The 26999-nt window shown below is 57.1% G+C and carries 20 protein-coding genes and 2 tRNA genes; 4 read left to right on the forward strand and 18 right to left on the reverse strand.

Going from position 1 to position 26999, the window contains the following annotated elements; translation table 11 throughout:
- Positions 1 to 26 precede the first annotated feature (26 nt).
- The 5 genes from DWX75_RS04000 to DWX75_RS04020 form a co-directional block, all read right to left on the reverse strand.
- Positions 27 to 863, reverse strand: coding sequence for a transporter substrate-binding domain-containing protein (locus DWX75_RS04000; RefSeq protein WP_118015051.1), 837 nt, complete (start codon positions 861 to 863; stop codon positions 27 to 29).
- The gene (locus DWX75_RS04005) at positions 847 to 2163 is read right to left on the reverse strand and encodes an MmgE/PrpD family protein (RefSeq protein WP_118015052.1); all 1317 of its coding nucleotides are present in this window, start codon (positions 2161 to 2163) and stop codon (positions 847 to 849) included. Before DWX75_RS04005 ends, DWX75_RS04000 begins: the two co-directional genes overlap by 17 nt.
- 32 nt (positions 2164 to 2195) lie before the next feature.
- On the reverse strand, positions 2196 to 3284 hold the full coding sequence (locus tag DWX75_RS04010; protein ID WP_118015053.1) for a glutathione S-transferase C-terminal domain-containing protein: 1089 nt from the start codon (positions 3282 to 3284) through the stop codon (positions 2196 to 2198).
- 269 nt (positions 3285 to 3553) lie between these two features.
- Positions 3554 to 3630 (reverse strand) — tRNA-Val (locus DWX75_RS04015).
- Between the two features lie 47 nt (positions 3631 to 3677).
- Positions 3678 to 3754, reverse strand: a tRNA-Val gene (locus tag DWX75_RS04020).
- 144 nt (positions 3755 to 3898) lie between these two features.
- On the opposite strand from DWX75_RS04020, the gene DWX75_RS04025 reads away from it, so the two are divergent.
- The 3 genes from DWX75_RS04025 (at position 3899) to DWX75_RS04035 (ending at position 7781) form a co-directional block, all read left to right on the forward strand.
- The gene (locus DWX75_RS04025) at positions 3899 to 4621 is read left to right on the forward strand and encodes a phosphatase (protein WP_118015054.1); all 723 of its coding nucleotides are present in this window, start codon (positions 3899 to 3901) and stop codon (positions 4619 to 4621) included.
- Between the two features lie 176 nt (positions 4622 to 4797).
- Positions 4798 to 6189, forward strand: coding sequence for an amino acid permease (locus DWX75_RS04030; RefSeq protein ID WP_118015055.1), 1392 nt, complete (start codon positions 4798 to 4800; stop codon positions 6187 to 6189).
- Positions 6190 to 6293: 104 nt separating this feature from the next.
- Positions 6294 to 7781 (forward strand): class I adenylate-forming enzyme family protein, encoded by a 1488-nt coding sequence (locus tag DWX75_RS04035; RefSeq protein ID WP_118015056.1) that lies wholly within the window; start codon positions 6294 to 6296, stop codon positions 7779 to 7781.
- A gap of 202 nt (positions 7782 to 7983) precedes the next feature.
- Here the strand turns inward: DWX75_RS04035 and DWX75_RS04040 are convergent, their stop codons facing one another.
- From DWX75_RS04040 to DWX75_RS04070, 6 genes are all read right to left on the reverse strand, one after another.
- Entirely contained in the window at positions 7984 to 11430 is a 3447-nt protein-coding gene (locus DWX75_RS04040) for an autotransporter domain-containing protein (RefSeq protein ID WP_147671521.1), read from the reverse strand.
- Between the two features lie 584 nt (positions 11431 to 12014).
- Complete coding sequence (locus tag DWX75_RS04050; RefSeq protein WP_233519463.1) at positions 12015 to 13760, reverse strand: subtype B tannase; 1746 nt, start codon at positions 13758 to 13760, stop codon at positions 12015 to 12017.
- Between the two features lie 113 nt (positions 13761 to 13873).
- On the reverse strand, positions 13874 to 14311 hold the full coding sequence (locus tag DWX75_RS04055; RefSeq protein WP_118015059.1) for a hypothetical protein: 438 nt from the start codon (positions 14309 to 14311) through the stop codon (positions 13874 to 13876).
- 79 nt (positions 14312 to 14390) lie between these two features.
- The gene (locus tag DWX75_RS04060) at positions 14391 to 14666 is read right to left on the reverse strand and encodes a hypothetical protein (protein WP_118015060.1); all 276 of its coding nucleotides are present in this window, start codon (positions 14664 to 14666) and stop codon (positions 14391 to 14393) included.
- A 101-nt stretch (positions 14667 to 14767) separates the two neighbouring features.
- Positions 14768 to 15628 (reverse strand): LysR family transcriptional regulator, encoded by an 861-nt coding sequence (locus DWX75_RS04065; protein WP_118015061.1) that lies wholly within the window; start codon positions 15626 to 15628, stop codon positions 14768 to 14770.
- Positions 15629 to 15744: 116 nt separating this feature from the next.
- Positions 15745 to 16590 (reverse strand): MerR family transcriptional regulator, encoded by an 846-nt coding sequence (locus DWX75_RS04070; RefSeq protein WP_118015062.1) that lies wholly within the window; start codon positions 16588 to 16590, stop codon positions 15745 to 15747.
- Positions 16591 to 16688: 98 nt separating this feature from the next.
- Here DWX75_RS04070 and DWX75_RS04075 point away from each other — a divergent pair, with 98 nt between their 5' ends.
- A complete protein-coding gene (locus DWX75_RS04075; RefSeq protein ID WP_118015063.1) occupies positions 16689 to 18086 on the forward strand; it encodes an MATE family efflux transporter in 1398 nt (465 codons plus the stop codon).
- Between the two features lie 104 nt (positions 18087 to 18190).
- On the opposite strand, the gene DWX75_RS04080 is transcribed toward DWX75_RS04075, so the two are convergent.
- The 7 genes from DWX75_RS04080 to DWX75_RS04110 all read right to left on the reverse strand — a co-directional run bounded on the left by DWX75_RS04080 (position 18191) and on the right by DWX75_RS04110 (position 26983).
- Positions 18191 to 20527 (reverse strand): FAD-dependent oxidoreductase, encoded by a 2337-nt coding sequence (locus DWX75_RS04080; protein WP_118015064.1) that lies wholly within the window; start codon positions 20525 to 20527, stop codon positions 18191 to 18193.
- Between the two features lie 18 nt (positions 20528 to 20545).
- Positions 20546 to 22177, reverse strand: coding sequence for a glutamate synthase-related protein (locus tag DWX75_RS04085; RefSeq protein WP_118015065.1), 1632 nt, complete (start codon positions 22175 to 22177; stop codon positions 20546 to 20548).
- A complete protein-coding gene (locus tag DWX75_RS04090; protein ID WP_118015066.1) occupies positions 22165 to 23271 on the reverse strand; it encodes a glutamate synthase in 1107 nt (368 codons plus the stop codon). The genes DWX75_RS04085 and DWX75_RS04090 overlap by 13 nt, the downstream gene beginning before the upstream one ends.
- A gap of 246 nt (positions 23272 to 23517) precedes the next feature.
- Positions 23518 to 24555 carry a peptidoglycan DD-metalloendopeptidase family protein gene (locus tag DWX75_RS04095; RefSeq protein ID WP_369974329.1) on the reverse strand — a complete coding sequence of 346 codons (1038 nt, stop codon included), beginning with the start codon at positions 24553 to 24555 and terminating at the stop codon, positions 23518 to 23520.
- A gap of 138 nt (positions 24556 to 24693) precedes the next feature.
- Complete coding sequence (locus DWX75_RS04100; protein ID WP_118015067.1) at positions 24694 to 25212, reverse strand: DUF4446 family protein; 519 nt, start codon at positions 25210 to 25212, stop codon at positions 24694 to 24696.
- 60 nt (positions 25213 to 25272) lie between these two features.
- Complete coding sequence (locus tag DWX75_RS04105; RefSeq protein WP_118015068.1) at positions 25273 to 26223, reverse strand: ParB/RepB/Spo0J family partition protein; 951 nt, start codon at positions 26221 to 26223, stop codon at positions 25273 to 25275.
- Positions 26213 to 26983 (reverse strand): ParA family protein, encoded by a 771-nt coding sequence (locus DWX75_RS04110; RefSeq protein ID WP_298465507.1) that lies wholly within the window; start codon positions 26981 to 26983, stop codon positions 26213 to 26215. The genes DWX75_RS04105 and DWX75_RS04110 overlap by 11 nt, the downstream gene beginning before the upstream one ends.
- Positions 26984 to 26999: the final 16 nt, after the last annotated feature.

The raw sequence follows: 26999 nt of genomic DNA on the forward strand, positions 1-26999 counted from the left end.
AGCCGGGCCAGGCACAAAGGCCGCGTTTATTCCGCCGGCTCCGATGTGTAATCTGCACCGAGATACTGTTCCGAGAGTTTTTTCAGCGTGCCGTCTTCTCGCATCGCTTTGAGTGCTGCATCAATCTTGTCAGCCACCTGCTGCATGTCGTCATCCTTGCGCAGCAGGAAGAAGGTCGGCACCTTTGTCAGCGTCGGTCCCACTGCCTTGATTGGCAGATTCTTTTCCTTCTTTGCCACGGACACGATGTATTCGTATTCACCGGCTGCCTGTGCACGTCCCGTAGCCACGAGATTCATAGTTTCCGACGGGCCCTTGTCCGTGTAGATGATCTCAATCGGCGTATCGGCCGTCTCATTGAATTTCTTGACGAGATCCGCAAATTCCGAATTCGTCGTTACGGCAACCTTTTTGCCCTTCAGATCGTCCAGCGATTTCGTCGTATTGTCGTCTTCCGGCACGACCAGCTTGCGGACCGTGTAATTGTTGACTTCCTTCGGGAAAATGTACTTCTCATCGCGGGCCGGGGAATGACGCATCTGATTGGCGATCATATCGACCTGGGAAGAATCCATGGCCACGAAAGCGGCATCGACGGCCATGGGCTTGAATTCAAAATGCAAGCTCGGATCGCGCTTCTCCACTTCTTTGAGGATTTCCACATCATAGCCCGTGAGCTTGCCGTCATCATCGGTATAGGAATACGGTTTCACGGTGCCACGCGTGGCGACAGTCACGGTCTTGGCATCCTTATTGACACTCGCGCTGCCATCCTCGTCGCTGCCGCAGCCAGCCAGCACGCTGAGTCCGGCCACCATCAGGGCCGCGGTCAGCATGCGCAAGAATTTATTCGATAACTTCATCAAAGATCACTCCTTCAATCGTTGTTAAGCACGATCCGATGGTTCCGGCAGGCCAGCCGCGGACCTCATGGATCAGCCTGGCGGCCAGAGGGCTTTCCCATGCCGCCGATACTTTCTCTTCTTCCTGAGCAAGCGTCAGGGGATTTGCCGGTGAGCCCTGCGGATCCCGTATGTCAATATGATGGCGCGTGCCATCCTTCATGATGGCTGTAACCGGTACAGCCCGTACAGAAAGGGGCAGCTTCCCTACATCGTACACGCGCTGGAATTTCGGCAGTGCTGCCAAAAACTCTGCAGGGACCTCCGGCAGCTGGAAATACGCATCGTCAATATCGCCATGCGCCAGGATCTGCCAGACGACGTACTCAGCAGAAAACTGTCCTTCCCGTCCGGTCTGCGGCTTTTCGTAGCGCAGCGCCCGGTCCGCTCCCGGCGGGAAATGAATCAGGACACGGGAGATATCGCCAAGCCGCACCCCCTGCTCATAGAGCTTTGCGGCCCCATCGGCCGCGCAGATGGCAGCCGAGCAGTAGCGGTGGCGCTTCATCCATAGTCCCGGCTCCAGGATCTGTCCGGGCTGGAGCCAGCAGCGGCGCCATGATGCTTCGTCAAAGCGCTGCTGCCCATTTGAGAAAACAGCCAGCCAGCCGGTTTCATCCTGGAAGATATTCGTCCGGGCAGAAAGGCCATATTCTGCCACGAGCCGCCAGGCGGCAAGAGCATGCGACGCGGCAAAGCCCGCATGCAGGGGCTTGCCGTCCGAGCCGGCTTCAAACGCCATGCCGGACGACTGCGTGGCGGCCAGCGACAAGACCATGGCTGCCTGCTCCCCGCTCAGGTGACGCAGGCGTATGATCGCTGCTGCTGCGCCCAGCGGCCCGATCGTCCCCGTCGAATGCCACCCCTGCTGGCGATGCGCCGGATTGAGGCAGGCGCCCAAAAGCCCCTCGAGTTCGGCCCCGGCCACATAGGCGGCCAAAAAATCCCGGACCGTGTCCTCAGGCCGCGCCGCTGCCAGCAGCGCGGAATAGAGCACCGTGCTGAAATGGCCCGCGATATTGGCCTGGGCATCGTCATAGTCGAGATAATGCGACGCAAAGCCGTAGGCCAGCGCCTTGTCCTCCGGCCGGCCGCGCCTGACGCCAGACAACAACCTCCTGACGGCCGGCTCGCGGCGGGCGGCGAAAAGAGCGGCGAGATAATCGAGGAAGGCCTTCCCGGCCTGCCCGGTGAGATCATCGCGGCCGGAAAGATCGGTCTCCGTCACGAGTTCAACGACAGTCCGCGTATTCTCATCCATAACGCCTCTCCCTCCCGAAACATACTCGTTCATTACTTGGCAAACTTGGCCGCTCTGTCATTCGGTTCAAGCCAGCGGCTGTCATCCGGGCCTTTCGGCATGATGCGCTTGAGGTCGGCAAACGGCGTATGGTCGACGTAGTAGAAGCGCTTGCGCATGGAATCGAAATCCGTATTGTTGCCAAATGCCGGATTTGAATAGAGATCCTTGGCGTAATTCCAGAGATTCGGGTAATCGACAAGGCGCTTCTTGTTGACGAAGTACTTCTGATAGAAGACGAGGTCAAAGCGCGAGAGCGTCACGAACAGGCGGATATCCGGCAGCGTGATCGTATCGCCCATGAGATAGCGGCGCGTTGAGAGGCGCTTGTCGAGCCAGTCAAGGCGGTCGAAAATCTTGTCATAATAGAATTCGTATTCTTCCTGCGTGCCGACGAGCGCCGCGAGATTGACGGCAAGATTGACATCGGCGTAAAGGATGATGTTCAGGGCGTCGATATCCTCGCGCAGGTCCTCGGGATAGATATCCGGTGCATCCTTGGCGATATAATCCTTGAAGGCAACGGCCAGCTCGGCATCGAGCACGTGGTAGTCGTTGTTGACGACCTTGCCCGTCTTGACATCGACGAGAGCCGGCACCGTGGCGCGCTGATCGAAATCAGGATCTGCCTTGCGATAGCACTCGCCCAGCGAATGAACACCGAGCACGGGATCCTTCTCATCCGGATCCAGCGTGAAGAACCAGTCGCCGACGACGCCGGCCGGACGCAGCGGGTCGACAACGCCCTTCGAAATCACCTTGTCGAGACCCAGGAGATCGATCGCGATGGAGATGCGGTTGGCCCAGGGGCAGTGACGCGACCAGACGAGGCGGTAGCGGTCCGGCTCCACCAGCAGCTCGCCCGTCAGGAAGCTCGCCGTGAACTGCGGCTCTTCCTCATCATTGTATTTCTTGCGGCGATTGAAATTCGAGGCATCGCGGCCCTCATACTCCTTCTGCTCGCCGTTGGCACGCGGATTCGTCGTCTGCAGTTCCGAGAAATCAATCGGGCAGGGATCCATCGCACGCTTGAATTCCACGTTCTGTCGCTCCGCTGCAATATCCTTGTCTTTTATAGCCATCTGTATCGTCCTCCATATTTTCATGTTTTCATGCAAAAAAGGAGACTCCAAGCGAGCCTATGGAAACGATTCAAAAAAATGACTGTGCCCTTATAGGCTCCATCGTCATAATCCGAAGCAAAATCCATATGCTGCTCAGAGTCTCCAATTCTTTTGGTCAACTCATCTTATGGGCTTTATCATATCAGTTAAAACATATAATGTCAATATGTTTTATAAAATTTTAAATAAAAAAGCTGTACGCATCGCGTACAGCCTGAGTATTCATCTGGTGCTCGCTGAGGGATTCGAACCCCCGACCCCCTCCATGTGACGGAGATGCTCTAGCCAACTGAGCTAAGCGAGCAAACAAAAAGAGGTTTCGTCGTCCGACGAAACCTCATCTTTCCTAAATGGTGGGGTTAACAGAATTCGAATCTGTGACCTCCTCGATGTCAACGAGACACTCTAACCAACTGAGCTATAACCCCATGTCTTAACGACAGAATTTATTATACGGTATATCGCCGCTCCTGTCAACAGGGATTTGAAAAATTATCATAAAAATTTTTTCACCGTCTTCGTGCTATAATAGATGGGTAACATATCGATTCCAGGGGAGGGAATGTTTCATCATGAACGATTTACTCGATGTCCATATGCACACGCTTGCCAGCGGGCATGCGTACAATACGATCCGTGAGATGCTGACAGCCGGCAAAAAGCACGGCCTGCAGCTCGTCGGCATCTCCGACCATGCACCGGCCATGCCCGGCTCCACTCATCGGTTTTACTTCGAAAACATGCGTGTCTTCGACCGCCAGGCATACGGCCGGGAAGCCGGCCTCGAGGTCCTCATGGGCGCAGAGCTCAACATCCTCAATGAGACGGGCAAGGTGGACCTTGAGGAAAAGGCCCTGAACTCCCTCGACTACGCCATTGCCAGCCTGCACAAGCAATGCATCGAGCCGGGCACCGTGCTCGAGAATACGACGGCCATCATCAGTGCCATGGCCAATCCCTACGTCAAGATCATCGGCCATCCGGATAATCCGACCTACCCGGTTGATTTCGATGCACTTGCCCGGGCAGCAAAGGAAAATCACGTGCTGCTCGAATGCAACAACAGCTCGTACCGCTCAAGCGGCAGCCGCGCCGGATCCCGTGAGACGGCGAAAGTCATGCTAGCCGCCTGCAAGAAATACGGCACGCATGTCATCATGGGCAGCGACGCCCATATCGATCTCGATGTCGGCAACCATACGGGCTCCCAGGAAGTCCTCGCACAGGCCGACTTCCCGGAGGAACTCGTCATCAATGCCTCACCGGAGAAATTCAAGGAATGGATTCGCCGTTAAAGCCGTCGCAAAAACGCATAAAAAGGAAGACAGCGCAGCGGGAATTCCCCGGAATGACAAAATTGCATGGCAGGGCCTCCGTCATATTGACGGAGGCTTTTGTGTTCCTTATAATAGTAACGTTATATGCGTAACGTTGTAAACAACGTCTGGAACAGAAAAGGAATGGTAAAAACATGAACTTATTCCGCACCAAAAGCATCGAACAGATGCGAGAAACGGCCGCCCATTCGGGCATGGCCAAGACCCTGGGCGCCTTTGACCTCATCCTGCTCGGCATCGGCTGTGTCATCGGCACCGGCATCTTCGTCCTGACGGGCGTGGCGGCAGCCAAGTACGCCGGACCGGCCGTCACGGTCTCCTTCATGATCTCAGGACTTGCCTGCGCCCTCGCGGGCCTCGCCTATGCCGAATTCTCCTCCATCGTGCCGGCCTCCGGCAGCGCCTACACCTACACGTATGCGTCCCTGGGCGAATTCATCGCCTTCATCGTCGGCTGGAATCTCATCCTTGAATACACCGTCACGGCAAGCGCCGTAGCCTCCGGCTGGTCCGGCTACGTCACGGGTCTCCTGCTCTCCGCAGGCATCGACCCAGGCCACGCCTTCACGCATGTGCCGGCCGACGGCGGCGTCATCAATATCCCGGCCATCTTCATCACCCTGCTGCTCTCCGTGCTGCTGATCCGCGGCACGCAGGAGAGCACGAAGCTCAACCGCATCCTCGTCGGCGTAAAGCTCACGGCCATCGCGATTTTCCTGCTGCTGGCCATCCCGCACGTCAATACGATGAACTGGGAGCCCTTCATGCCGTTTGGCGTTTCCGGCATCTTCGGCGGCGCCGCCATCGTCTTCTTTGCCTACATCGGCTTTGATGCCGTGGCCACGAGTGCCGAAGAGTGCAAGAATCCTTCGCACGACCTGCCGATCGGCATCATCGGTTCACTCGTGATCTGCACGGCACTCTACGTCATCGTCGCCGGTGTGCTCACGGGCATCGTGCCGTACACGGAGCTCAACAACCCGGAGCCCGTGGCCTTTGCCCTGCGCTACATCGGCTACAATCTCGGCTCAGCTCTCGTCGGCGTCGGTGCCATTGCCGGCATCACGACGGTCCTTCTCGTGCTGCTCTACGGCCAGGCCCGCATCTTCTTCGCCATGAGCCGCGACGGCATGGTACCGGCGCGCGTCTGCAAGATCCACAAGCGCTATCACACGCCTTACATCGTCACGGTCATGGGCGGCATCTTCGTTTCCATCATCGCCGGCTTCGTCCCCATCGGCATCATTGCCGAAATGGCCAATATCGGCACGCTTTCGGCCTTCCTCATCGCGGCCATCGGCGTCATGGTGCTGCGCATCACGAAGCCGGAAGTCCCGCGCACGTTCCGCTGCCCGCTTGTCTGGCTCATCGCACCGCTTGCCGTCCTGACGTGCGGATATCTCATGTATCACCTGCCCTGGGAGACCTGGGTCCGCTTCATCGTCTGGTGCATCTTCGGCTGTCTCGTCTATTTCGGTTACAGCTATCAGCACAGTGCGCTGGCACATCCTCACGAAGAGGAATAATTCCCCTCATGCACTTGAACATCCTTTGACAAAGTTTATGACCTGGGTATAAAATTAGGGTTGTAACAACTAGAAGAATTGTCCTCTGTGAAGGAAGGAATACAATGTTTGTACATGAACTGATCTACCAGGGAGATTCGGATTCCCTGGCCATCGTCGATCACGAGCGCCGCATCACTTACCGGGATCTCGGGCAGCACGTCGCTGCCTGCCGCGACCGCCTCTACGCCGCCGGCGTGCGCGTCGGTGACCGCGTCAGCATCTTCTCGCGCAACAGTGCAGATTACATCTACGCCTACATGGCCATCGCCTCGCTCGGCGCCATCGCTGTCCCCATTAACTTCCAGCTCAGCAACCGCGAGATTGCCTACATCATCAAGGACTCCGGCTCCCGTCACATCCTGACGTACCAGCCGCTGAACCTCGTTGATGCGCTCGCCGCGCTGCGCTGCGACATGCGCGTCACGCAGCATGACATCCGCCAGATGAGCAGGAAAGACGAGCGCATCCAGCCGGCACCGCCCCTGCCCGCAACATTTGACGAGCAGAACCCCTGCGTCATCATCTATACCTCCGGCACGACGGGCGCGCCCAAGGGCGCTGTGCTCTCGCACCGGAACCTCATCGCCAATGCCGAGCAGATGAGCTTCATGGGCTGCGAGGCCAAGCATCACGTGCTCTGCGTGCTGCCGATGTATCACTGCTTCGGCTGGACCTGCTCCGTACTCTACCCGCTGTTCTGCGGTGCAGAAGTCGTCATCCTCGATTCCTTCACGCCGAAGGAAACGATCAGCGTCATCCGCAACGAGAAAGTCAACGATCTCTACATCGTGCCTTCCATCTGCAGCCTGCTGACCAAGCTGGCCACGAAGGACGACATGGCATCGCTGCGCCTCGTCGTCTCGGGCGGTACGACCCTGCCGCTGAAGATTGAACAGGACTTCATGAACAAATTCGGCGTTGATATCTGCGAAGGCTACGGCCTTTCCGAGACTTCGCCAGTCGTCACGATGAACCCGCCGGAACGCCCGAAGGTCGGCTCCTGCGGCCCCGTCGTGCCCGGCATCCAGTGGAAGCTCGTCGATGCCGAGGGCAAAGAGGTCCCGGACGGCGAAGCCGGCGAGCTCGTCGTCAAGGGCGACAACATCATGCTCGGCTACTGGAATCTCCCGGAAGCCACGAAGGACGCCCTGCGCGGCGGCTGGTTCCATACGGGCGATGTCGCGCGTGCCGACGAAGACGGCTACATCTACATCGTCGACCGCATCAAGGACATGATCATCAGCATGGGCGAGAATATCTACCCGCGTGAGGTGGAAGAGCTCATCTATCAGTTCCCCGGCATCAGCGAAGCCGCCGTCATCGGCATCACCGACAAACTGCGCGGCCAGGCCGGCGCCTGCTTCTACAGCCTGCACGAAGGTGCCTCAATCAATATCCGTGAACTCAAGAAATTCCTGCAGGCAAATCTGGCACTCTACAAGATTCCGCGTGAGTTCCATGAGCTGCCGTCCCTGCCGCGCACGACGACAGGCAAGATTGCCAAGCGCCAGATCCTCAAGGATTTCCTGGCCAGCAAAGACAACAAATAAAACAGATGTTGAAAAACTGCTGCACATGACAAAATGTGCGGCAGTTTTTTAGTAAAAAGATTGCCGGAAGCAGCCCTGTCTTTCATCTGGTGATGATGCGGGCTTTATCCGCCCTGAAATGTGGTTGACTTCACCAACTATATAGTCAAGAAAAAACACCCGCCGCGTTCAGCGAGTGTTTTTGTCCTGGTTATCCTGCTTCTCAGAAGTGGTAAGCCGCCCAGATGTTGCCGCCAAGACCTTCATGCTGGCCAGCATAGGCTTTGAGGCTCAGGTTGACTTCCCACGGATTTTCCGGCGTTGCTTCCAGCTTCCAGCCGGCTTCAGCCATCAGGCTGCTGCCGCCGACATCCGCTTTGCGGATTGGCGCGGAAAGTCCGCCTGCCGAAACACGGCCCGTGCTCTCGCCGTCAAACTCATAGTCCCAGGCCAGGCCATAATAGAGATTGTTTCTGCCCGAACGGTTGTTGATGCGCGCGCCGATGCGCAGGACATCGCTGTTCATGCTGTCAATCGCATAGTTGACGTCGCCGGCCGTGAACGTATCGCCACCGAGATGCGTATGGAAATACTTGCCATAGACATCGAGATCACGCACGGCACGCTCCGTGCCGCCGCGGCTCTCGCTTGCCGCTTCATGCGTGAGATTGAAGATATGGCCGACGCCGACATGACCGGCCCAGTAATTCTGACTCGTCCTGTAGCGCTGCGCAGAGCCGTCCGTGCCATGCAGGACAGAGTCGGCATCGTTATCGAGCTGGCCAAAACGCAGGGAACCTTCGACATACGTCTTGTTTTTGCCGATGAATTTGCCCATGATGCCGCCACCATTGTAATGCGCGTCACCGCTGCCCGCATAGCCATCGCCCGAGACATCATAATTGCCTTTGCCGTATTCGTAGAACACGCCGCAGGTCAAATCGCCGCTGGTGAGCCTGGTATCATTGCCAATGCCGGCCACGCCGTTCCACGTATGCGTCGTCACGCTGTTGCCCGTGTCGTAGCGGTCGCGGCCGCCGCCGATACTGGCAAACGTGATGGTACCATTGCCCTGGTTCTGCAGGCCGTCGAGGACGCCTTCCATGCGATCACGGCCGGCAGCCAACGTGCCCATACCTGCTTCGTTCGCGATCAGGGCCTGATGCGTCTGCTCCGTGGCCGTAACGACTGGTACCGTCTGTCCGCCATTGCCAGTTTCAACGTTTGTCGTTTCCATCTGGTAAACGACGTTGCCATTGCTGTCGAGGCTCGCGATGCCTTTGCCGGTCAGGGCATTACCGATGTCCCATTTGCCTTCCTTGGCAGTGAGATTCCCGGCCGAAAGTGTCGTATTGCCCTTCGTATCAAGCAGCGTCATCGCATAATTGCCGGCACTCGTAATGCTCTGCAGAGAATTTGCGGTAAACGAAATGTTGGCTGTATCGACTTTCGTATTGGCAAGATCATAAGTTTTGCCGGCGTCCAGAGATACTACCGTGCCGCCGGTTTTCCAGTCCAGTGTGCCGTACGAAATCTTGTCAATGGAAGAAATCGTGTAATCCAGATTCTTCCCGTTGTCCTTCAGGGCGCCGCTGCCGGTGACGGTGACCGCACCGTCTGCCAGGTCATAGCTGTAGCTGTTATTTGCCGCCATGGCATCCAGCCCTGTCACGGTGCCTGCCTTCGTTCCGTCCACGAGCGTCCTGCTGTCTCCGGCGGCCAGGAGCGTCCTGCTGTCTCCGGCGGCCAGGAGCGTATCCGTTCCCGTAATCGTCATGTTTCCATTGGAGCCAAGCGAGAGGGCTGCCTGGCTGAAGTCAAAATCATAACTGCCGAGGTTGAGTACAGAATCATTGCTGCCCCAGTCAAGGGTACCAGCCGACAGATTGACTGTACTCACCTGGAGCGTGCCCGGTTTCAAAATAAGGTTTTCCGCATCGCTGTGGGCCGCATTGGTCTCGGTCTTCGCTTCATACAGGCTGCTGGCAGCAAGGGAATTCGTTTCATCCGCACTCTTCAAATCATAATCGAATCGATATTCTTTGAGTCCCGTGCTGCGGATATCCACATTCTTCACATTTTCGAGAAGCGTAATGGTTCTGCCCGCTTTTACAGCAGCTCCATTATCGCTGAACGAAAGATTCGACAAGTCGATGGCCGTGTCCGTAAGGTCTGCTGTATTGGTAACCGCAAGGACTGTGTTGGCCGGATTAATGGCATAGAAGGCGATCTTGTCGAATTTGTAAATGCCATTCACCGTACCGCCATTCCATATGCTCGCTTCGCCGCCGTCAAGGACCTCATAGCCGTTTTCATCTGTTTTGAGCTTCGATGCATAGCCGATGTTCAGGGCATTGCCGCTGTGTGAATCGGGGATTTCATTACTGGCATCTGCTGAATCTCCGTCGAGTGTGCGGGTATAGCCATAGAGATTTGCATACGTGATATCTGTGCTGCCGCTGAGATTGATGGCATTATCCGTAACAACGGGTCCTTCGCCTGCGACTACGTTAACAATCTTATTCTCTGCTCCCAGAGTACCGCCGGAGAGATTCACCACGTTCCCGGAAGCAGTCCCAGATTGGCTGTAGCCGCCAATGATACGGGCTTTAGAAGAAGGCTCGATGGTGCCGCCGGAAATATTCACATAGTTATTGGTGGCACTGCCAGTATTGGTATAGCCGCCCATAATTAGCAAATCAGTAGCGTCTTGACCCGCACGAACCGTACCGCCAGCGATGGTGACGCCATTATTCGTGACATTCCCATGGTTTGCCACACCACCACGAATGCCATTACTATCATATAACTGGATGTTTCCGTTCTCGATGGTGACCGTATTGCCACTGACCTTCGTATCATTATCTTCATCGGTATCCGAATTGCCACCGGTAATCGTGTTGAGGCTTAACGTCCCTGTAGTATCAATATCCACCGTGTTGTGAAGTACATTCCCTCTCATGGTATAGCCGCCATATAACTTTACCTGGGAATCAGGACGATGCAGGTCAACCCAAGTACTAGAAATAGACGTATCCCCAGTGATGGTAAGCACGTTATCCTTTACATGCGTATTGAAAGCCCGACCGCCGGCAACGATGTCCGGCAGCTTAAACGTACCGCCGGTCATACGGAGTTGGTTGCCGCTTACCACATAAGTGTCAGAGGCAGCAGTATCCTTGTTCCCACCGTGATAACCACCGGCAACACTTCCCGCATACAGAGTCGTCGTGCCGGAAATGGTAAGTATATTATCCGTCACATTGCCGCCGGAGCTTCCTACATAGCCTCCCGCTACGTAAGGGGACGAGTTGGGGATAGATTCTCCAACCGTGCCATTATCAATGGTTACCGTATTTCCTGCCGCATTGCCGCTTCCCTTTTCAACATAGCCGCCTGCAACCTCACGATCCGCCGCGCTGCCGGTCAAGATAACGGAGTTATGATTGGCATTGCTCGCATTGCCCATAGCATAGCCGCCGTAAACCGCCTGCGTTTTACTATTGTTTTGTACGGTGACTTCATTCGAAGAAGCATCGCCCTCATCGGAAGTACCGCCGGCGATAATGGATTCATTCGTCGTGCTGTCAACAATTACCTTGTTATTTTTCGATGTTCCAGTACCGCCGCCCGAGATATAATTACTGACGGTAGTCCCCGTAACGGTCACGGTATTTCCGGATGTCTCCTTCTCACTGCCTTGATATCCATAAATACTTTGCCAGCCATCCCCTTTGCTGATTTTCTGCTCAGGAGCAGATGTATCGTTGCGATTGGAAATGACCGCCTCTGTATTATCTACTATCACAACATTCCCAGAAGAATACTTTGACTCATGATGGCCTTCATAGTCATATGGGATAACATAAGTCTCAGCAAAAACCGGAGTGCCGCCCATCATCAAGCTTGCCACCACGGCCAGTGCCAGCTGGCGTTTGGCGGCTTTGCCGTATTTTTTATACTGTCCCCCCCCTGCTGGACAGATAACCGCATTTCATCATTTCATGGTTCCTTTTTTTCATCTTCTGAGCCTCCCGTTGTCCGTGGATTCTTGTTTTATCTCAGATGAATTTGCTCTTTTCGTCTTCTTGTAGAATCATCATAAACCGCTAAAAAAACGCGTGGAGCAAAATGGCACGAAAGGGCGACTTTTTGTCATGAAAAGACAATATTCTCTTTTATCCGCCGTTGCAGCATAAAAAACACCCGCTTGTTCAGCGAGTGCTTTTCTCAACATATGTGTGCAGCAGCTCTTTATTTTTTGCTGCCGGCTTTGCAGATCTGGTCGGCCCAGGCGAAGAGTTCGTCGAGGTCGTAATCGCCTGCATGACCCTTGCCCCACGGCGAGGCAAAGTTGACATCATAGCCGGCATTCTGCAGCTTGAGCGCCAGTACCGCCGGCACGGCCAGGCAGGTATCGCGGTCCTTCGCGCCGTGGCGGATGCGCCAGTGCGGGGCAACCGTCACGCCTTTCTGACCGATATAGTAGAGCGGGTTCAGGCGCTTGATGTCCTCCCACGGGGCCAGCTTCGTGCCGGGCTTCGTGGTGCGCGTCAGCGAGAAGCCCGTGAAGTCGCGCGGCTCATTCGCCGTCGTGCCGAATTCATCGTTCTCACCCGAGCTCAGGTCGAATTTGTCAAAGGCAGGCGTGGCCTTGAGCCGCGTTGCCCATGGCGCATACTTCGTGAGATCGACGTCTACGACCTTGCCGTCTTCAATGGTCAGCCAGTCAAGGTCAGAAAGATCCTCACCGGCATCGAGCGCCGTCTGTGCAGAAGCCGCATAAATGGACTTGATGTAGTCAGCAAAGCTGCCCGTGCCGTCCTTCTCGAGCGTCAGAGCCTCGCCATCGGCATCCTTGAGGTTCAGGCTGTTGATGTACGCCGGGTAGAGCGCCTTGAGCTGGCCCGACGCCACCTTCTGCGCATCGGTGAGCGGCGTGGCGGCGGCCGTCTCCGTCGGCGCATTGTCCGGACGGTTCGTCACGGTATCCGTTGCTCCGTCACCTGCCTCCGGCATGGCTCCCAGCGGCGGCAGCTTGCCATCGGCACCATCCATGTTCGTTCCTGCACCCGGTTTCATCAGCGGCATCATGACGCCGCTGCTCTGATAGGCCTCGTTGACGCCATTGAACATCCACTCATAGGCCATGTCCGCATGGTCGAGGTCGGTAATCGGACAGTAATCCTGAGAAGCGAAGATATCATCACGCTCACTGGCCGCACCGATTGCCTTGAGCTCCGCATCATAATCCCGGCTGTTGCCCGTTGCGCCCAGCAGGGCTGAGAGCGCACCGCCGGCACTCGTGCCGTTTGAGATGATCTTTTCCGTATCGCCGGCCGGCAGGCGTCCCTTGTTGTAGCGCAGGTAGCGCACAGCCGCCTTGTAATCGACGATCAGCGCCGGTGCCTTGCCGACATACGTCGTGCCGTCCGTCCCCACCGTCGTACGGCCGCGGATTGCAGGTGCGGCGACAACATACCCCTTGGAGAGCGCGACGAGCGATGCATTGGCGCCGCCGCTCATACGGTCATTGGCGCTCGGCTCCTTGATCTCGCCCGGCATGTAGCCGCCCACGCCATTCGGCAGGAAAATCGGGGCCGTCTTTTTCGTATAGCCGTTGACCGTACCGCCAGCCTTGAAATAAGCCTCGGGGATGAAGATGCTCATCGATTCTGCTTCCACGGAAGCCGGTTTCGATACGTAAACGATGTTGCGGTAAGCGCGAAACGCGACATCTTCGCCATTTAGCTTCAGCGTTTCCTTCGTATAGGCATTCTTATCGAATTTCAGGCTGTACGTCTTCTGCTTGGCGGCCGCAGCCGTCTTTGTCGTCGCGGCAGCAACGCTCGTCTCCTGTACGGCCGTCTTCGCCACGGCAGCGGCCGGCACGGCCTGCACCGAGGCATCTGCCGCCGCAGCCTGGCTGATCCCCGGCGCAAACGGCACGGTCAGGGCGCTGACGGCCAGCATCGTCAATACGTAACGTTTCAAACTCATAGTATCCCCATCCTTCCTTGTCAACAAAAAAGAAAACCGCCGTCCTTTCCGGAATAGCGGTTTTTAATTCTCTATATGCAATGTCACTTGGCGGCTCATCGGAGCCGATTCATTCAGGAAAGAAGACCGGCAGCCGGCTTGATGACAGCGGCCGTCGTTGCCTCTTTCTGCGCGTTCCTGACTACATTCGCTGCCTTCTTGTCCTTGGAAGAAGCAACTTCCTCCGGAGCCGGATTCTTGGCATCATTCCGAGCCGGCGCCTTGGCATTCTGCTGCGCATTGCGCTCCGGGACCGGATTCTTTGTCGTATTCTTGTTATTCTCCACAGCCGGAGCTTTTTCCTTCTGCGCTGCCGATTTATTTTTATCGTTTTTATCGCTGGTCTGGTTCGGCTGAATCTGCGGATCCTTCTGGATCTGCTGATTGTAATCCGCCGGCTCACGTCCTGCATCCTTTGCCGATGCCGCAAACGACGTGCTTGCCACCCCCAATGCCATGAAACCCGCCATCATCATCGTCAGGCCCTTCTGCCAACGCTTCTCTTTCATCATATCAAACCCTCTCAATCCAAATGCATGATCATCTTTGCCGTCAAAAGCGGCGTTTTGTTCTCTGCGGCTATCCTGCCCGTCAGGTGTTCTTGGCAAGGACAGCGCCGACGACAGCGCCGACAACGGCAGCCGTTGCCATTTCACCCGTGGAGTAGCTCTTTTTCGTCTCCTTGCGGTGCGTGCGCTTCGGCGGCTGCGGCTTATGCAGGTCGCGGTCATGATCCTGCTCAATGCGCGGCGGATCGTAGTTGCGGTGGCTGGCAGCCTCTGCCGAGGCCGAAAGCGTCGTACTCAGGATGCCAAAGCTCATGATGCCGACCAGTACGGCGGCAATCCCTTTTTTCCACTTCATCATGATAATCTCTCCCTTTCTTGTAACGAGAGTGTGTTCTCTTTTGATGATTGCAGTATACGGGAGCCGCCTTGCATTCGGCTTAGATGGCTGTTGGATTTCTGTTAAAACTGTGCCAGGAAGCGCTCGGCCAGCGAAGAGAGGTATTTGTCGCGCGGCCATATGGCCGCCAGCCTCGTTCTGAGCGCGGGCTCCTCAATCCGCTTGATGTGCAGGTTCTCATGCGCGGCGAGATCCACGGCTCCAGCCGGCGCAATGGCCACGCCAAGCCCGGCATTCGCCCAGAGGATGGTCGTGCGCGCATCATCATTGCGGCAGTAAATATCAGGAGAAAAGTCATGCGCCGCGCATGCATCCTGGATCAGTTGATGGAAACGGCGGTAGACGATCAGCGGCTTGGCCGCCAGCTCGTGAAGCGCGATGACGTCGCGCTCCGGCGCCCAGTCAAGCGCCGCGGCCATCGCCGCGATCATGGGCTCCGGGCGGCGGTAGCGGCAGTTGAAGCGCGCAGCGTTGAACGGCGTGCGGACAATGCCGATTTCAATGATGCCCTTTTCCAGCATGTCGATGAGCTGATACGTATTGCCATCGTAAATCTCGAAATGGATGCCCGGGTATGCCTGACGGAATTTCTGCATGCCGGGGCTCAGCAGGATATTGCCCGAGGACGATACCGTGCCCAGCGTCAGCGTGCCGCTGAGTCCCCGCCGCAGATCATCGATCTCGCGCCTGGTTGTATCCGCCATATCCAGAAGCTGCCGCGCGCGGCGGGCCAGCATGCGCCCGGCATCCGTCAGCTCGATGTGATGCGGGCCCCGTTCAAAGAGCTTCATGCCAAGCTCAGACTCCAGGAGTTTCATCTGATTGCTGAGCGGCGGCTGCGCCATATGCAGCTTCCTGGCCGCTGCCGTGATCTGCCGTTCTTCCACGATTGTCAGGAAATAATGAAGTTGTTTTAAATCCATATATCCTCGCCTTCATATTTTTAAAATATGATATTTATACTATTCAGATATAAAAAATATACTTGTCTTTCTTTTATCATAACAGTGTGCCGCATGAAAAACAAGCAGACCTTTCATTATGGCAGAACTGGTACGGCAATGCGCGTGATATATTCGTCCGGATCCGCCGTGCTGAGATCCTCGAGGATGCTTTCTTCATACGAATATGGACCGGGAGAAATCTCCGGATGCGCAGCCAGATAAGCGCGCAGGCGGCCGTAAGCAGCAGATGTATCCATATAATCGCCTTTGAAATACGTCACGAGGTAGCGGCCCGCCGAACGCACGGCGGCAATTTCTGCCGGAACATGCTCCAGGCTTTTGTCCGTAAGCGTGAAAAACCGCGTGATGAGCGTTTCCTGTCCCGGCGCCAGGAAATCGTCCCGGGCCACCAGTGCACCAAAGCCATAGCCTGTGTTGAGCCCGTTCGTAAGGATATAGCGCATATGCTCCATGATGATGCGCTCGACGCCATTCCAGTCCTCTGCGGCCATGGCAGCGCGCACGGGTGACGAATAGACAAGCGGCATGGCGGACATCTCCTCCTCCATCACCCGGTCGCAGACAATCGAGCGGGCATGTGCGAGTATGGCACGCTGATTTTCCACCATGCGCTTCATGTCCTGCAGGCGCCGCAGTTCCTGCTGCAGCCATTCCTCCTGACTGGCCAGCAGCTTCTCGAGCCGCTCGGGACTGCGCGCGGCCATATAGCTCTTGATTTCTGACAAATCAAGCCCCATCTGGCGCAGCATGCGGATCATGATAAACGGATAGAGCTGCCGCACGGCATAACTGCGATAGCCGTTTTCCTCCACATGATCCGGCGAGAAGATCCCCTGTTCATCATAGTAATGCAGCGTGCGCTTGTTGACGCCGCAGATCCTGGCGAATTCTCCCGTGCGAAACCCCATCTTATGCGTCATTTTTTACCTCCCTATTGACATTACAGTTGCTGGATACTTTACGATAATTATAGCACAAGCTTACATAAGCTTCATTCACCAGAAAGGACTGCGATATCATGTCACAAATTCTTGCAACCGCATCACCGCTGGGACGTCACTTCACTTTGAAATCTCTGCTGCGCTTTGCAGCACCGTCCATCGGCATGATGATCATCATCTCCCTCTATACCGTGACCAATGGCATCTTCATCGGCCGCTATGCCGGCAGCGACGCGCTCGCCGCCTCCAATATCGTCTACCCGGCCATCAATCTCGTACTGGGGCTGGCCATCATGCTGGCCTCAGGCGGTTCTGCCCTCGTCGCCAAGAATCTCGGCGAAGGCGAGCCTGAGGCCGCGCGGCGGCGCTTCACCATGCTCACCATCGCCACGGCCGTCTTCTCAGGCGTACTGGCGCTGCTGGCCTTTGCCGCAGGAGACAGTCTTCTCTTCCTGCTCGGTTCCTCCGCCGAACTCCTCAACGACTGCCGCAGCTATCTCTACGCGCTCCTGCCGTTCTTCCCGTTCGCTGCGCTCATGATTCTCTTCAATGCCTTCTTCATCGCAGACGGCCGCCCCAGCCAGGGATTCATCGTCTCCGTACTCGCCGGCCTGACCAATGCCGGGCTCGATTACCTGTTCCTCGCCCATCTCGGCCTCGGCGTAATGGGCGCCGGACTGGCAACCGGCCTTGCCGACGTGCTGGCGGCTGCCATCGGACTGATCTACTTCCAGCGTTACAGCCGCATCCTGCATTTCGCGCGCCCGCGCATGGAATGGTCCGCACTCGGGCAGGCCATGTACAACGGCAGCTCAGAACTCATCACGCAGCTCTCGGTCGGCATCACGACCTTCCTGTTCAACATCCTGACCTTCCGCTATGCCGGCGCCGACGGCGTCGCGGCCATCTCCGTCATCCTCTATGCCGAGATGCTGCTGACAGCCGTCTACATGGGCTTTACGAACGGCGTCGCCCCGATTTTCTCCTACCGCTTCGGTGCGCGGGACTTTAAGGAGCTGCGCCGCCTCGTCCGCCTGAGCCTGACGATCATCGCGGGCGGTGCGCTGCTCTCCTTCAGCCTCTCGCATCTGCTTGCTGAGCCGCTCGTCTCGCTGTTCCTGCCGCAGGGCGGCCACGTCTGCGAGCTCACGCGCCAGGGCTTTGCGCTCTTCTCCTTCACGTTCCTGCTCTGCGGGTTCAACCTCTTCATCTCCGGCTTCTTCACGGCCATCTCAGACGGCCGCACATCCGCGCTGATGTCGTTTGCCCGCAACCTGCTCGGCATCGTCTTCTTCCTTTTGACCCTGCCCCGGATGTTCGGGCTCTCCGGCGTCTGGCTCGCCGTACCGGCTGCCGATATCACGGCCCTGCTCTTCGGCATCTTCCTGCTCACCAGCAGGATGCGCGAGTTCAAGGATATGGATGCGGCACAGAAAGAAATCCGCCTGACCGGTATCCATGGCAGGAATGCCTGACAGCCAGGCGCAGATGTTTTACAGATGTTTCACGTGAAACAAAATCAGCCTTTCCACTTCGCAGCGGAAAGGCTGATTTTTTATTGCATGTGCTCCGATATGCCTCAGGCTTTGGCGCCCGTGGAGTACATCGGGATCTTTTCCGGATTGTCCTGGATTGTCCAGACACCGCAGGGGCAGACACCGGCACAGATGCCGCAGCCGATGCAGCGGTTCGGGTCGGACACGTACTCCCACGAGCCGTCTTCCTTCTCGACACGCGTGATGGCCTTCTCCGGGCAGGACTCGAGGCACATCTTGCAGTCACGGCAGGTACCGCAGCTCACGCAGCGCGTATGATCGCTGACGGGGTCGCCGAGCAGGCAGTGATGGCATTTATCGAAATACGCCTTGGAAAGGCGCTCTGCAGGGATTTGCGGCTTCTCAGGGAACGGCTGGGCAGGCTTGCCCATGACGTACTGGTCAACGAACCAGGCGGCCTTGCGGCCGCTGCCGATCGCATCCGTCAGGCGGCCCGGCTTGATCGTATCACCGGCCGTGAAGACGCCGTCCATGATGGAAAGGTCTTTCTTCGGCACAAGCCAGCTCTTGCGGAAGTATTCGATGCCCTCATCCTCCGGCAGGAAGTCGAGGACCGGCTCCTCACCGATGGAGACGATGACCTGGTCCGCTTCGATGAAGCGGCCGTCATTGCCATATACGCCCTCGGGCGTGATCCTGCTCGTGAAGAACGGCCAGACGATCTTGCCGCCAAGTCCCTCGAAATAAGCGATTTCCTTGGCAAACGCCGCCGGCTTCTGGACATCGACGGCGATGACGGATTCCGCGCCCATCTCATAGGCGCCGCGGCACGTATCCATGCCGGAGTTGCCGGCGCCGATGACGACGACCTTCCTTCCCGTTTTCGGGTGCTCGCCGCGGTTGATGGCCTTGAGGTACTCGAGGCCCATCGTCAGATGCTCCACGCCCTCCCACGGGAAGAAGCGGGATTTCGTGCCGCCCGTAGCGACGACGACAGCATCGCTGCTCTCGCGGATCTTGTCAAATTTCTCACGGTCTACCTTGCAGCCCGGAACAAATTTGACGCCGACGCTCTCAATGCGCTTGAGCTCGGATTCGAGCAATTCGTGTGAGAGACGGCCACGCGGGATGACCTGTTCGAGCTTGCCGCCAATGTGGTCAGCATCGTCGTAGACCGTGACCTCATGGCCCTTGCGGGCGAGCTGCCAGGCCGTCGAGAGGCCGGCGACGCCGCCGCCGATGATGCCGATCTTCTTGCCGGTCTTCGTCTTCGGCGGTTCCACCTTGGCAAAGGCGGAGCTGTAGCCGAGGTCACCGATCTGGATGGGCTCATCAATCGTGCCGCGCGTGCAGGCATCCATGCAGGGATTCGGGCAGACCGAGCCGCAGACCGAGCCGGGGAACGGCGTGTAATCGAGCTCAAGCTGGATGGCCTCTTCGAGGCGGCCCATGCGGATGAGATCGTAGCGGCGCTGCGTCGGGATGCCCGTCGGGCAGTTGAATTCGCAGGGTGCCGCGAATTTCGCATTGTCCCAGCTCGGCACGCGCAGACGGTAAAGGCCCGTGCAGATCGTATTGTGAACCTCGAAATCATCGTGTGCGACATCCGAGAAAATGCCGCCCTTGACCCATTCCTTGAGGCGGAAAGCGTGGAGATCCGGCGCTGCCTTCGGCTTGCGCTCAGCAGCCGTCAGCGGGCGCAGCTTGTGCCACTGGCTCCAGTCCGTCAGCTCCTTCAGGAGTTCCGGACGCTCGATATGCGCGAGGAAATCCTCCATGCCGCCTGCGAGGAAGGCAATGTCGTCATCGTCAAGGTCCGAGCAGATGATGTCGGCCGGATGCGTGCCGATCGGGCCGCGCACGTAGACGACGCCGCCGACCATGCCGACACAGGCGCGCTCGCCGAGTACGGACTCGAACTGCTCGCTGTCGTAGCCGCAGACGACGGCCTTGCCGCCACCCATGAACTCGAAGGAGAACGAGCCGACATTCTTGAGGATCCAGAGTTCCGGCTCCTCATAGAGCGGATCGTGCTTCATCAGGGAACCCGTACGCGTGCCGCCGCGGCCGCCGATAAAGATCTTGCCGCCCGAGGAGCAGTGACCTGCCGTATCGCCGGCATCGCCACGTACCGTAATGATACCCCCGGCGTTGAGCCAGCCGACATCGGCTGAGGTCGATTCCTCGATGATGATTTCCGTGCCCGGCAGGCACATGGAGCCGGCACGCTGGCCGGCGTTCCAGACATGGAAGTGCAGCTTCTTGCCTTCCGGATGCCAGAGCGGACCGCCGATGTCGTGCTGACCGGAAGCCTTGATCTCAAAGTCCGTCTCGCCCTGCTTGACGGCTTCGCCGATGGCCAGGAGCAGGTCCTGGGTGGACATGCGTTCATGCCCTTTCATGGTGTCTATCTTAAACATTAAGCTCTCCTCCTGCTATCAGCAAACGTACTGGATACCAAGCTTGTCCGCCACGGCCTTGTCCGTGGAAACGAGCGCATCGCTGCGGCCGATTGGCAGCGAGCTGTTGCCGATTGGCGCCATGAGTTTCTTGAGCTCGGCGTCGAAGGCCAGTACGTAATCGACGATTTTCTGTGCACCGCGGTCGATGTCAAGGCGCTTGACGAGACGCGGATCCTGCGAGCAGATGCCCATCGGGCACTTGCCCGTATTGCAGGAATTGCAGCGGCCCTGCTCATTGCCGATGCAGCCGAGGAGCTGGATGAGGATCTTGCCGACGAAGACGCCGTTGGCACCGAGGCACATCATCTTGAAGGCATCAGCTGCGGCATTGCCCGTCATGCCGATACCGCCGCCGCCGTAGAGGGGAATCTGTCCCTGCAGGCCCTGCTTGACGGCTGCGAGATAGCAGTCGCGGATCTTCGAGACGACCGGATGGCCTGTATGGTCGAGCGAGACTTCGTTGGCCGCGCCCGTGCCGCCCTGGATGCCGTCGATGAAGAAGCCGCCGCAGATCTTGTACGGATCGCGCAGCAGATTGTTGTAGACCGATACCGACGTGGCCGAAGCCGCGCACTTGATGGCAACCGGCACACGGAAGCCGAAGGCCGCATTCATCGAGAGATGCATCTTCTGGACGGATTCCTCGATGGAGTACAGGCCCTGATGGTTCGGCGGCGAAGCGAGCGTCGCCTTCGGTACACCGCGGATGGCCTGGACATGCTCGGCCACCTTTGCCTCCGGCAGCAGGCCGCCATCACCCGGTTTTGCACCCTGGCCAATCTTGATGAGGATGCCGGCAGGATCCGTCTTCATGTGCGGCATGGCCTTGATGATGCGGTTCCAGCCGAAGTGACCGGATGCGATCTGGATGATGAAGTATTTGAGGTAATCCGATTCGAGGAGTTTTACCGGCATGCCGCCTTCACCAGAGCTCATGCGTACCGGCAGGCCGCATTTCTCATTGAGGTAGCCGACGGCGAGAGCCACGGCCTCCCAGGCGCGCGTCGAGAGAGCACCGATGGACATATCCGAGAAAATCAACGGGTAGATCCAGTGAACCGGCGGCGTGTGTTTCGTCTCGACGAGCTTGCCATCCTTGATGGCAAACGGCAGTTCCTTGGCCGAGAGCACGCGACCGAACGGCGAGCGGATATCAAAGGTATGGCGCGCAGCATCGAGCGACGGGTCCGTCATCTGCGAGATGCGGCCGACGACGATGGAATCGAGCGTGCGCTGTGCATTGAGGTTCGTGCGGCCGCCGCGCTTGATGGGGCCATGATCCTTCGAGAGCAGCGTCTTTCTCGTATCCGGGTTGCGCACGGGGCGAATGGCATTGTTCGGGCAGACCTTCTCGCAGATGCCGCAGCCACGGCAGAAATCCGTGAGGCTCGCCACCTGCTTGATGACCGGACGGGCCGCATGCAAATGCTTTGGCTCCGGCTGCGTGCTCTCCGAAATGGTCATGTCGCGGCGCTCCACGCTGACCTTGATGGATTTGAAGGAACAGCTGGCCACGCAGCTGCCGCACATCGTACAACGCGAGGGATCGTATTCTATTTTCCAGGGCAGATCGTTGACGCCCACATCCTGAGTCTTTACTGCTTCCATCTCTGTACCTCCAGGTCATTGTCGATGACGACGATTTCACGTTCATTCGGATAGATATCCTGCGTCTGGTCACGATCCGGCATGATTTCATTGAGGCCGCAGACCTCCGACGAGATGGCTACCATATCATCCGTGCGTCCGACCACGACGGGGCGCAGCTTCTTGGAATCGCAGCAGGTAATCATCTTCATGTCCGGCAGGACGCCGATGATGGTGTTCGGGCCGTTGATCTCGAGGTTCGCGAGGCTCTGACGGATCGCGATGAGCACATCCTTGTCGGGACGCTCGGCGATCTCCTCGAACGGCAGCGGCGTGATGACGTGCTTGTAATACGTCAGCGGCCACTTGAGTTCGTGATGGACGTAATGGAGCGTATTGAGGAAGCACTGGGAATCGGACTCAAAGCCGATGTAGCCGCGGTGCAGGGATTTCTGGAATTCCTTGTTCTTCGTGTAGAACGTATTCTCACCGTTGGCGCAGAGCGTGTAGCCCTGCAGGAAGAACGGATGCGCCGCATAGCGGACGATGTCGTAGTTCGTGTTCTGACGGCACTGGGCCACGATGGATTTCGCCACGAGGCAGCCATTGTCGTCCCAGAGATGGAAATACGTCGCGATATCGCGCGGATCGCCGATCTCCTTGAGCGTCAGCACATCCGGCCAGAAGGAATAAACAAAGCCGGCATCCTCTTTCTCGAGCAGCTTGCGCAGTGCCAGGCGCGTATCGAGCAGCAGGTCTTCCTTCTGCTCCTTCGTCATGTGTTCGGCATCCTCCGGATAATCGTAATTGCGGAAGATGTAGTACGGCATCGCCTTGATATCAAGGCCCGGACGTTTATCCGGCACCGGGATCCACTCGGCCAGCTGGATGAAGTTATGGGCATCCATATACTCCTCCACGAGCTGCGCGCCGCGCTGCGTGCAAGCCAGCGACAGCAGCGGCTTGTCCTTATAATTGGAAAAGATTCCGTACAGGTCCTGCATGACCATGGCGAAACCAGAATTGTCGTGCCCTTCCTGCTGCGGCAGCATCAGGTGAAGTGCCTTGGATGGCTGAATGGGTACTTTACTCTTGATTGAACCTATCCGACACATGGCGGTCTCTCCTTCTATATACACACAAATGTATTTTTACAATGCATATTGGGTTACGTAACTTCTATTATAAAAATGTATACTTGCTATGTCAACCGGAATGTAACATGTATACATGAATACCACGCTTCCCATAATTATTTTTTTTTGTTTATACTTGTATGAAAAAGAATACAAAAAAATCCCGCGCAAACTCGAACAAACAAGTTTGTGCGGGATTCACTGTCAATCCAGAACCGATATGGCTTAGAGATAACCCACCGGATTGACCGGCGAACCATTGACACGGACTTCATAGTGGACGTGCGGGCCCGTCGAGAACCCCGTGCTGCCCATGTAGGCAATGATCTGGCCGCGGCGTACATGCTGGCCGGCCGAGACGACGACCTGCATCGCATGGCCGTAACGCGTCATGATGCCATTGCCATGGTCGATGTCGACCATATTGCCGTAGCCGCCCGAATTCCAGCCGGCCGTCGTGACGACACCATCCGCCGTTGCAACAATCGGCGTGCCCATATCATTGGCGATATCGATGCCCGGATGGAAGTCCGAACCGTTCCAGCGCAGGCCGAACGGCGAGCTCACATCGCCGCGTGCCGGCCAGATGGAAGGCGTCGTGATGGATACACCGGCCATCGTCGTCATGCCCGGCAGCGAGGAACCCGCGGCCATGCCCAACTGCTCCTGCTGCTGCTTGAGCTGCTCCTGCAGGGCCAACAGGGATTCGCGGCGCTTGGCGACATCCTTCTCGAGATTGTCGAGTGCCGCGCTGACATTCTCCAGATCCGGCGTCACATGTGGGCCGCCCTGGCCATCATGCGTGCCGTCGCTGCTGTTATCCATCTGTCCGGCATCATCCTCTGCAGGGCCGGCGCCCGACATGCGGCGCAAATCCGATTCCAGCTGCGTCAGCTGATCGAGCTGGTCCTGCAGCGCATTGGCCTTCTTCGAGAGCTGCAGCAGCTGTTCCTGCTGGATATTGTTGACTTCCCGGAGCTCGCGGATTTCCGAAGCGCCATTCTGATTGACGAACGTGCTGTAAACCGAATAGCTGAAGGCGCCGACAAACAGCAGTGCACCTGCGGCCAGCGAGGCTGCCCCGTACTTGAGCATGCGTGCCGAAAGGCGGATGCTCTTGACATCGCCCTTGTCATCCGGTATGAGCTTGATTGTATAGATGGTCTGCTTCTTCTTCGGTTTTGCCTTCGGCTGCTCTGCCTTCTGCTTCTCAGCGGCAGCCGCCTGTTCCGGCTGTTTCTCTTCCTTATTATCGTTATCCAAAAAACCGAACCTCCAAAAACAAAAATAATCCACGGACCCTTACTCTCCCTGGATTACAACTGATCAAATGACGAAAAATGAACCTTATGCTTTATTATAGCATAAGGTTCATTCCAATTCAAAACATTATTTTTCCATTCAGGCCTCTGCCGCAACTTTCCCCATGGCCTCATCAAGAGCCTGCTGTTCCTCTGCCATCAGTGCATACGTGGACGTTCCGTTCTCCACAGGCTTGACGTAGCTGCGCGAATCCTCACGGCCGAAAATACTCGTGAGGATGACGCCGTTGTTGTGTGAATCCAGCAAAGCGACCGCATAGCTGAGGTCGCTGCCCATGTCGTCAAACGCACGGAAACGCACGACGCTGACACGCGTGATGGCCAGCTGCAGCAGGGCATCAAGGCGCTCATTTTCCTGCTTGATGCGTTCATTCTCCTCAGCCACGGCCTTCATCTCATTGATATGCCCGATCAGCATGCGTTCCAGATTCGACCCATCAGCGCCCGTCATCATCTTGCGGTACCGCTTCTTCATGTAATTGACCTTCATGTAGAGATTGATGGTCAGCAAAAGCAGCAGCAGGGCCAGAATGCCCAGGGCCGCAACGATTACGACGATATTATCGAGTGCAAGTTTGGTGATTACCTGAATATCCATTTTCTTCTTGAAAACTCCTTAGAATGTATAACAACGATGTTTCACGTGAAACATCATGGATCAAACCACGAAATCCTTTGGTCCTCCGGCCGACGGAGCAGGAGGATTCTCCTGCCTGGTCAGGAGTTCCAGCAGCCGTTCCAGATCGTCTTCTGAATAAAATTCGATCTCGATGCGGCTTTTTTTGCGTCCCGGACGAATGTGCACACTCGTGCCGAGGGCCTCGACCAGACGGTTCGCCGCAGCTTCGAGGAAGGCGTCCGGATTGCGCCCGCTCTGCCCGTCATTCGCCGCCTGCTCTACTTTCGCCCCAGACAGGGACTGAAGATACGCCGGGTTCTCAAGCAGCTTATGCACGAGTTCCTCGGCCTGCCGGGCTGAGCTGCCATGCTCGCGGATAAACGCGGCAGCCTGACGCTGCAAATCCATGTCGTCAAGCGCGAGCAGCGGCTTGGCCTGCCCCATCGACAAATCGCCGCTCGCGACATCATCCTGAATGTCGGGTGCCAGGCGCAGCAGCCGCAGGAAATTGGCAACATGTGAACGGCTGCGGCCGATCTTCTGCGCAATGACCTCCTGCGTCAGATGGAAATCCTGCATGAGGCGTTCGTACGCCCGCGCCTCCTCAATCGCATTGAGGTTCTCACGCTGGATGTTCTCGATCAGGGCAATCTCACTGACCTCCGCATCATTGTACTCACGCACAAGCGCGGGCACTTTCACGAGGCCGGCCAGGCGTGCCGCACGCAGGCGGCGCTCCCCGGCTATGAGCTCATAGCCGTGCTCAGTCAGCCGGCGCACGATGAGCGGCTGCAATATGCCGTAATGCTGGATGGATGCGCGGAGCTCCTCGAGAGCCCCTTCATCAAATTCCTGACGAGGCTGATAACGGTTGGCCTGTATATCAGCTGCCGGGATTTCCTGCACCTGATCTCTGGCCGGCGTGATCTTGCGGTCCTTGAGCAGGGCTCCCAGTCCCTTGCCAAGGCCGCCATGCCCCTTACTTGCCATGAGCCATCACCTCTTCTGCCAGCTGGCGGTAGGTATCCGCACCCTTGGAGCGCTTATCGTAATAGATGATCGGTTCGCCGTACGACGGCGCTTCACTGAGCCGCACCGTACGCGGAATCATCGTCTTGTAGACGAGTTCCCCAAATGTTTCCCGTACTTCGGCCACGACCTGCTCAGCCAGACGCGTGCGGGAATCGTACATCGTCATGAGCACGCCTTCGACCTCCAGGCCGGCATTGAGATTGGAACGCACGAGCTCAATCGTATTCATGAGCTGCGAGACACCTTCCAATGCATAGAACTCGCACTGAATCGGCATGAGCACCGAATCCGCCGCTGCCAGGGAATTGAGCGTCAGGAGCCCCAGCGAAGGCGGGCAGTCGATGATGATGTAATCGTAAGCCCCGGCTACGGTATCGAGAGCCCGCTTGAGGCGCGTCTCACGCGAGATGGCTGCCACGAGCTCTACCTCAGCCCCCGCCAGTTCGATATTGGCCGGCAGGACATCCACCTGGAATTCCGTATGTACAAGCGCCTGTTCAATCGGCGTGCCCTCGATGATCACCTGATAGATGGTCGTATCGAGCGCGGATTTATCGATGCCATAGCCACTGGAGGCATTGCCCTGCGGATCACAGTCCACCAGCAGGATTTTCTTGCCTTTCTCCGCCAGGCATGCCGCCAGGTTGACGGAAGTCGTCGTCTTGCCGACGCCGCCTTTCTGATTGGCTACTGCAATGATTTTTGCCACATAGTTCACCACTTTCCTAGAATTT

The sequence above is a fragment of the Mitsuokella sp. AF21-1AC genome (assembly GCF_003458855.1).
Lineage (GTDB): Bacteria > Bacillota > Negativicutes > Selenomonadales > Selenomonadaceae > Mitsuokella.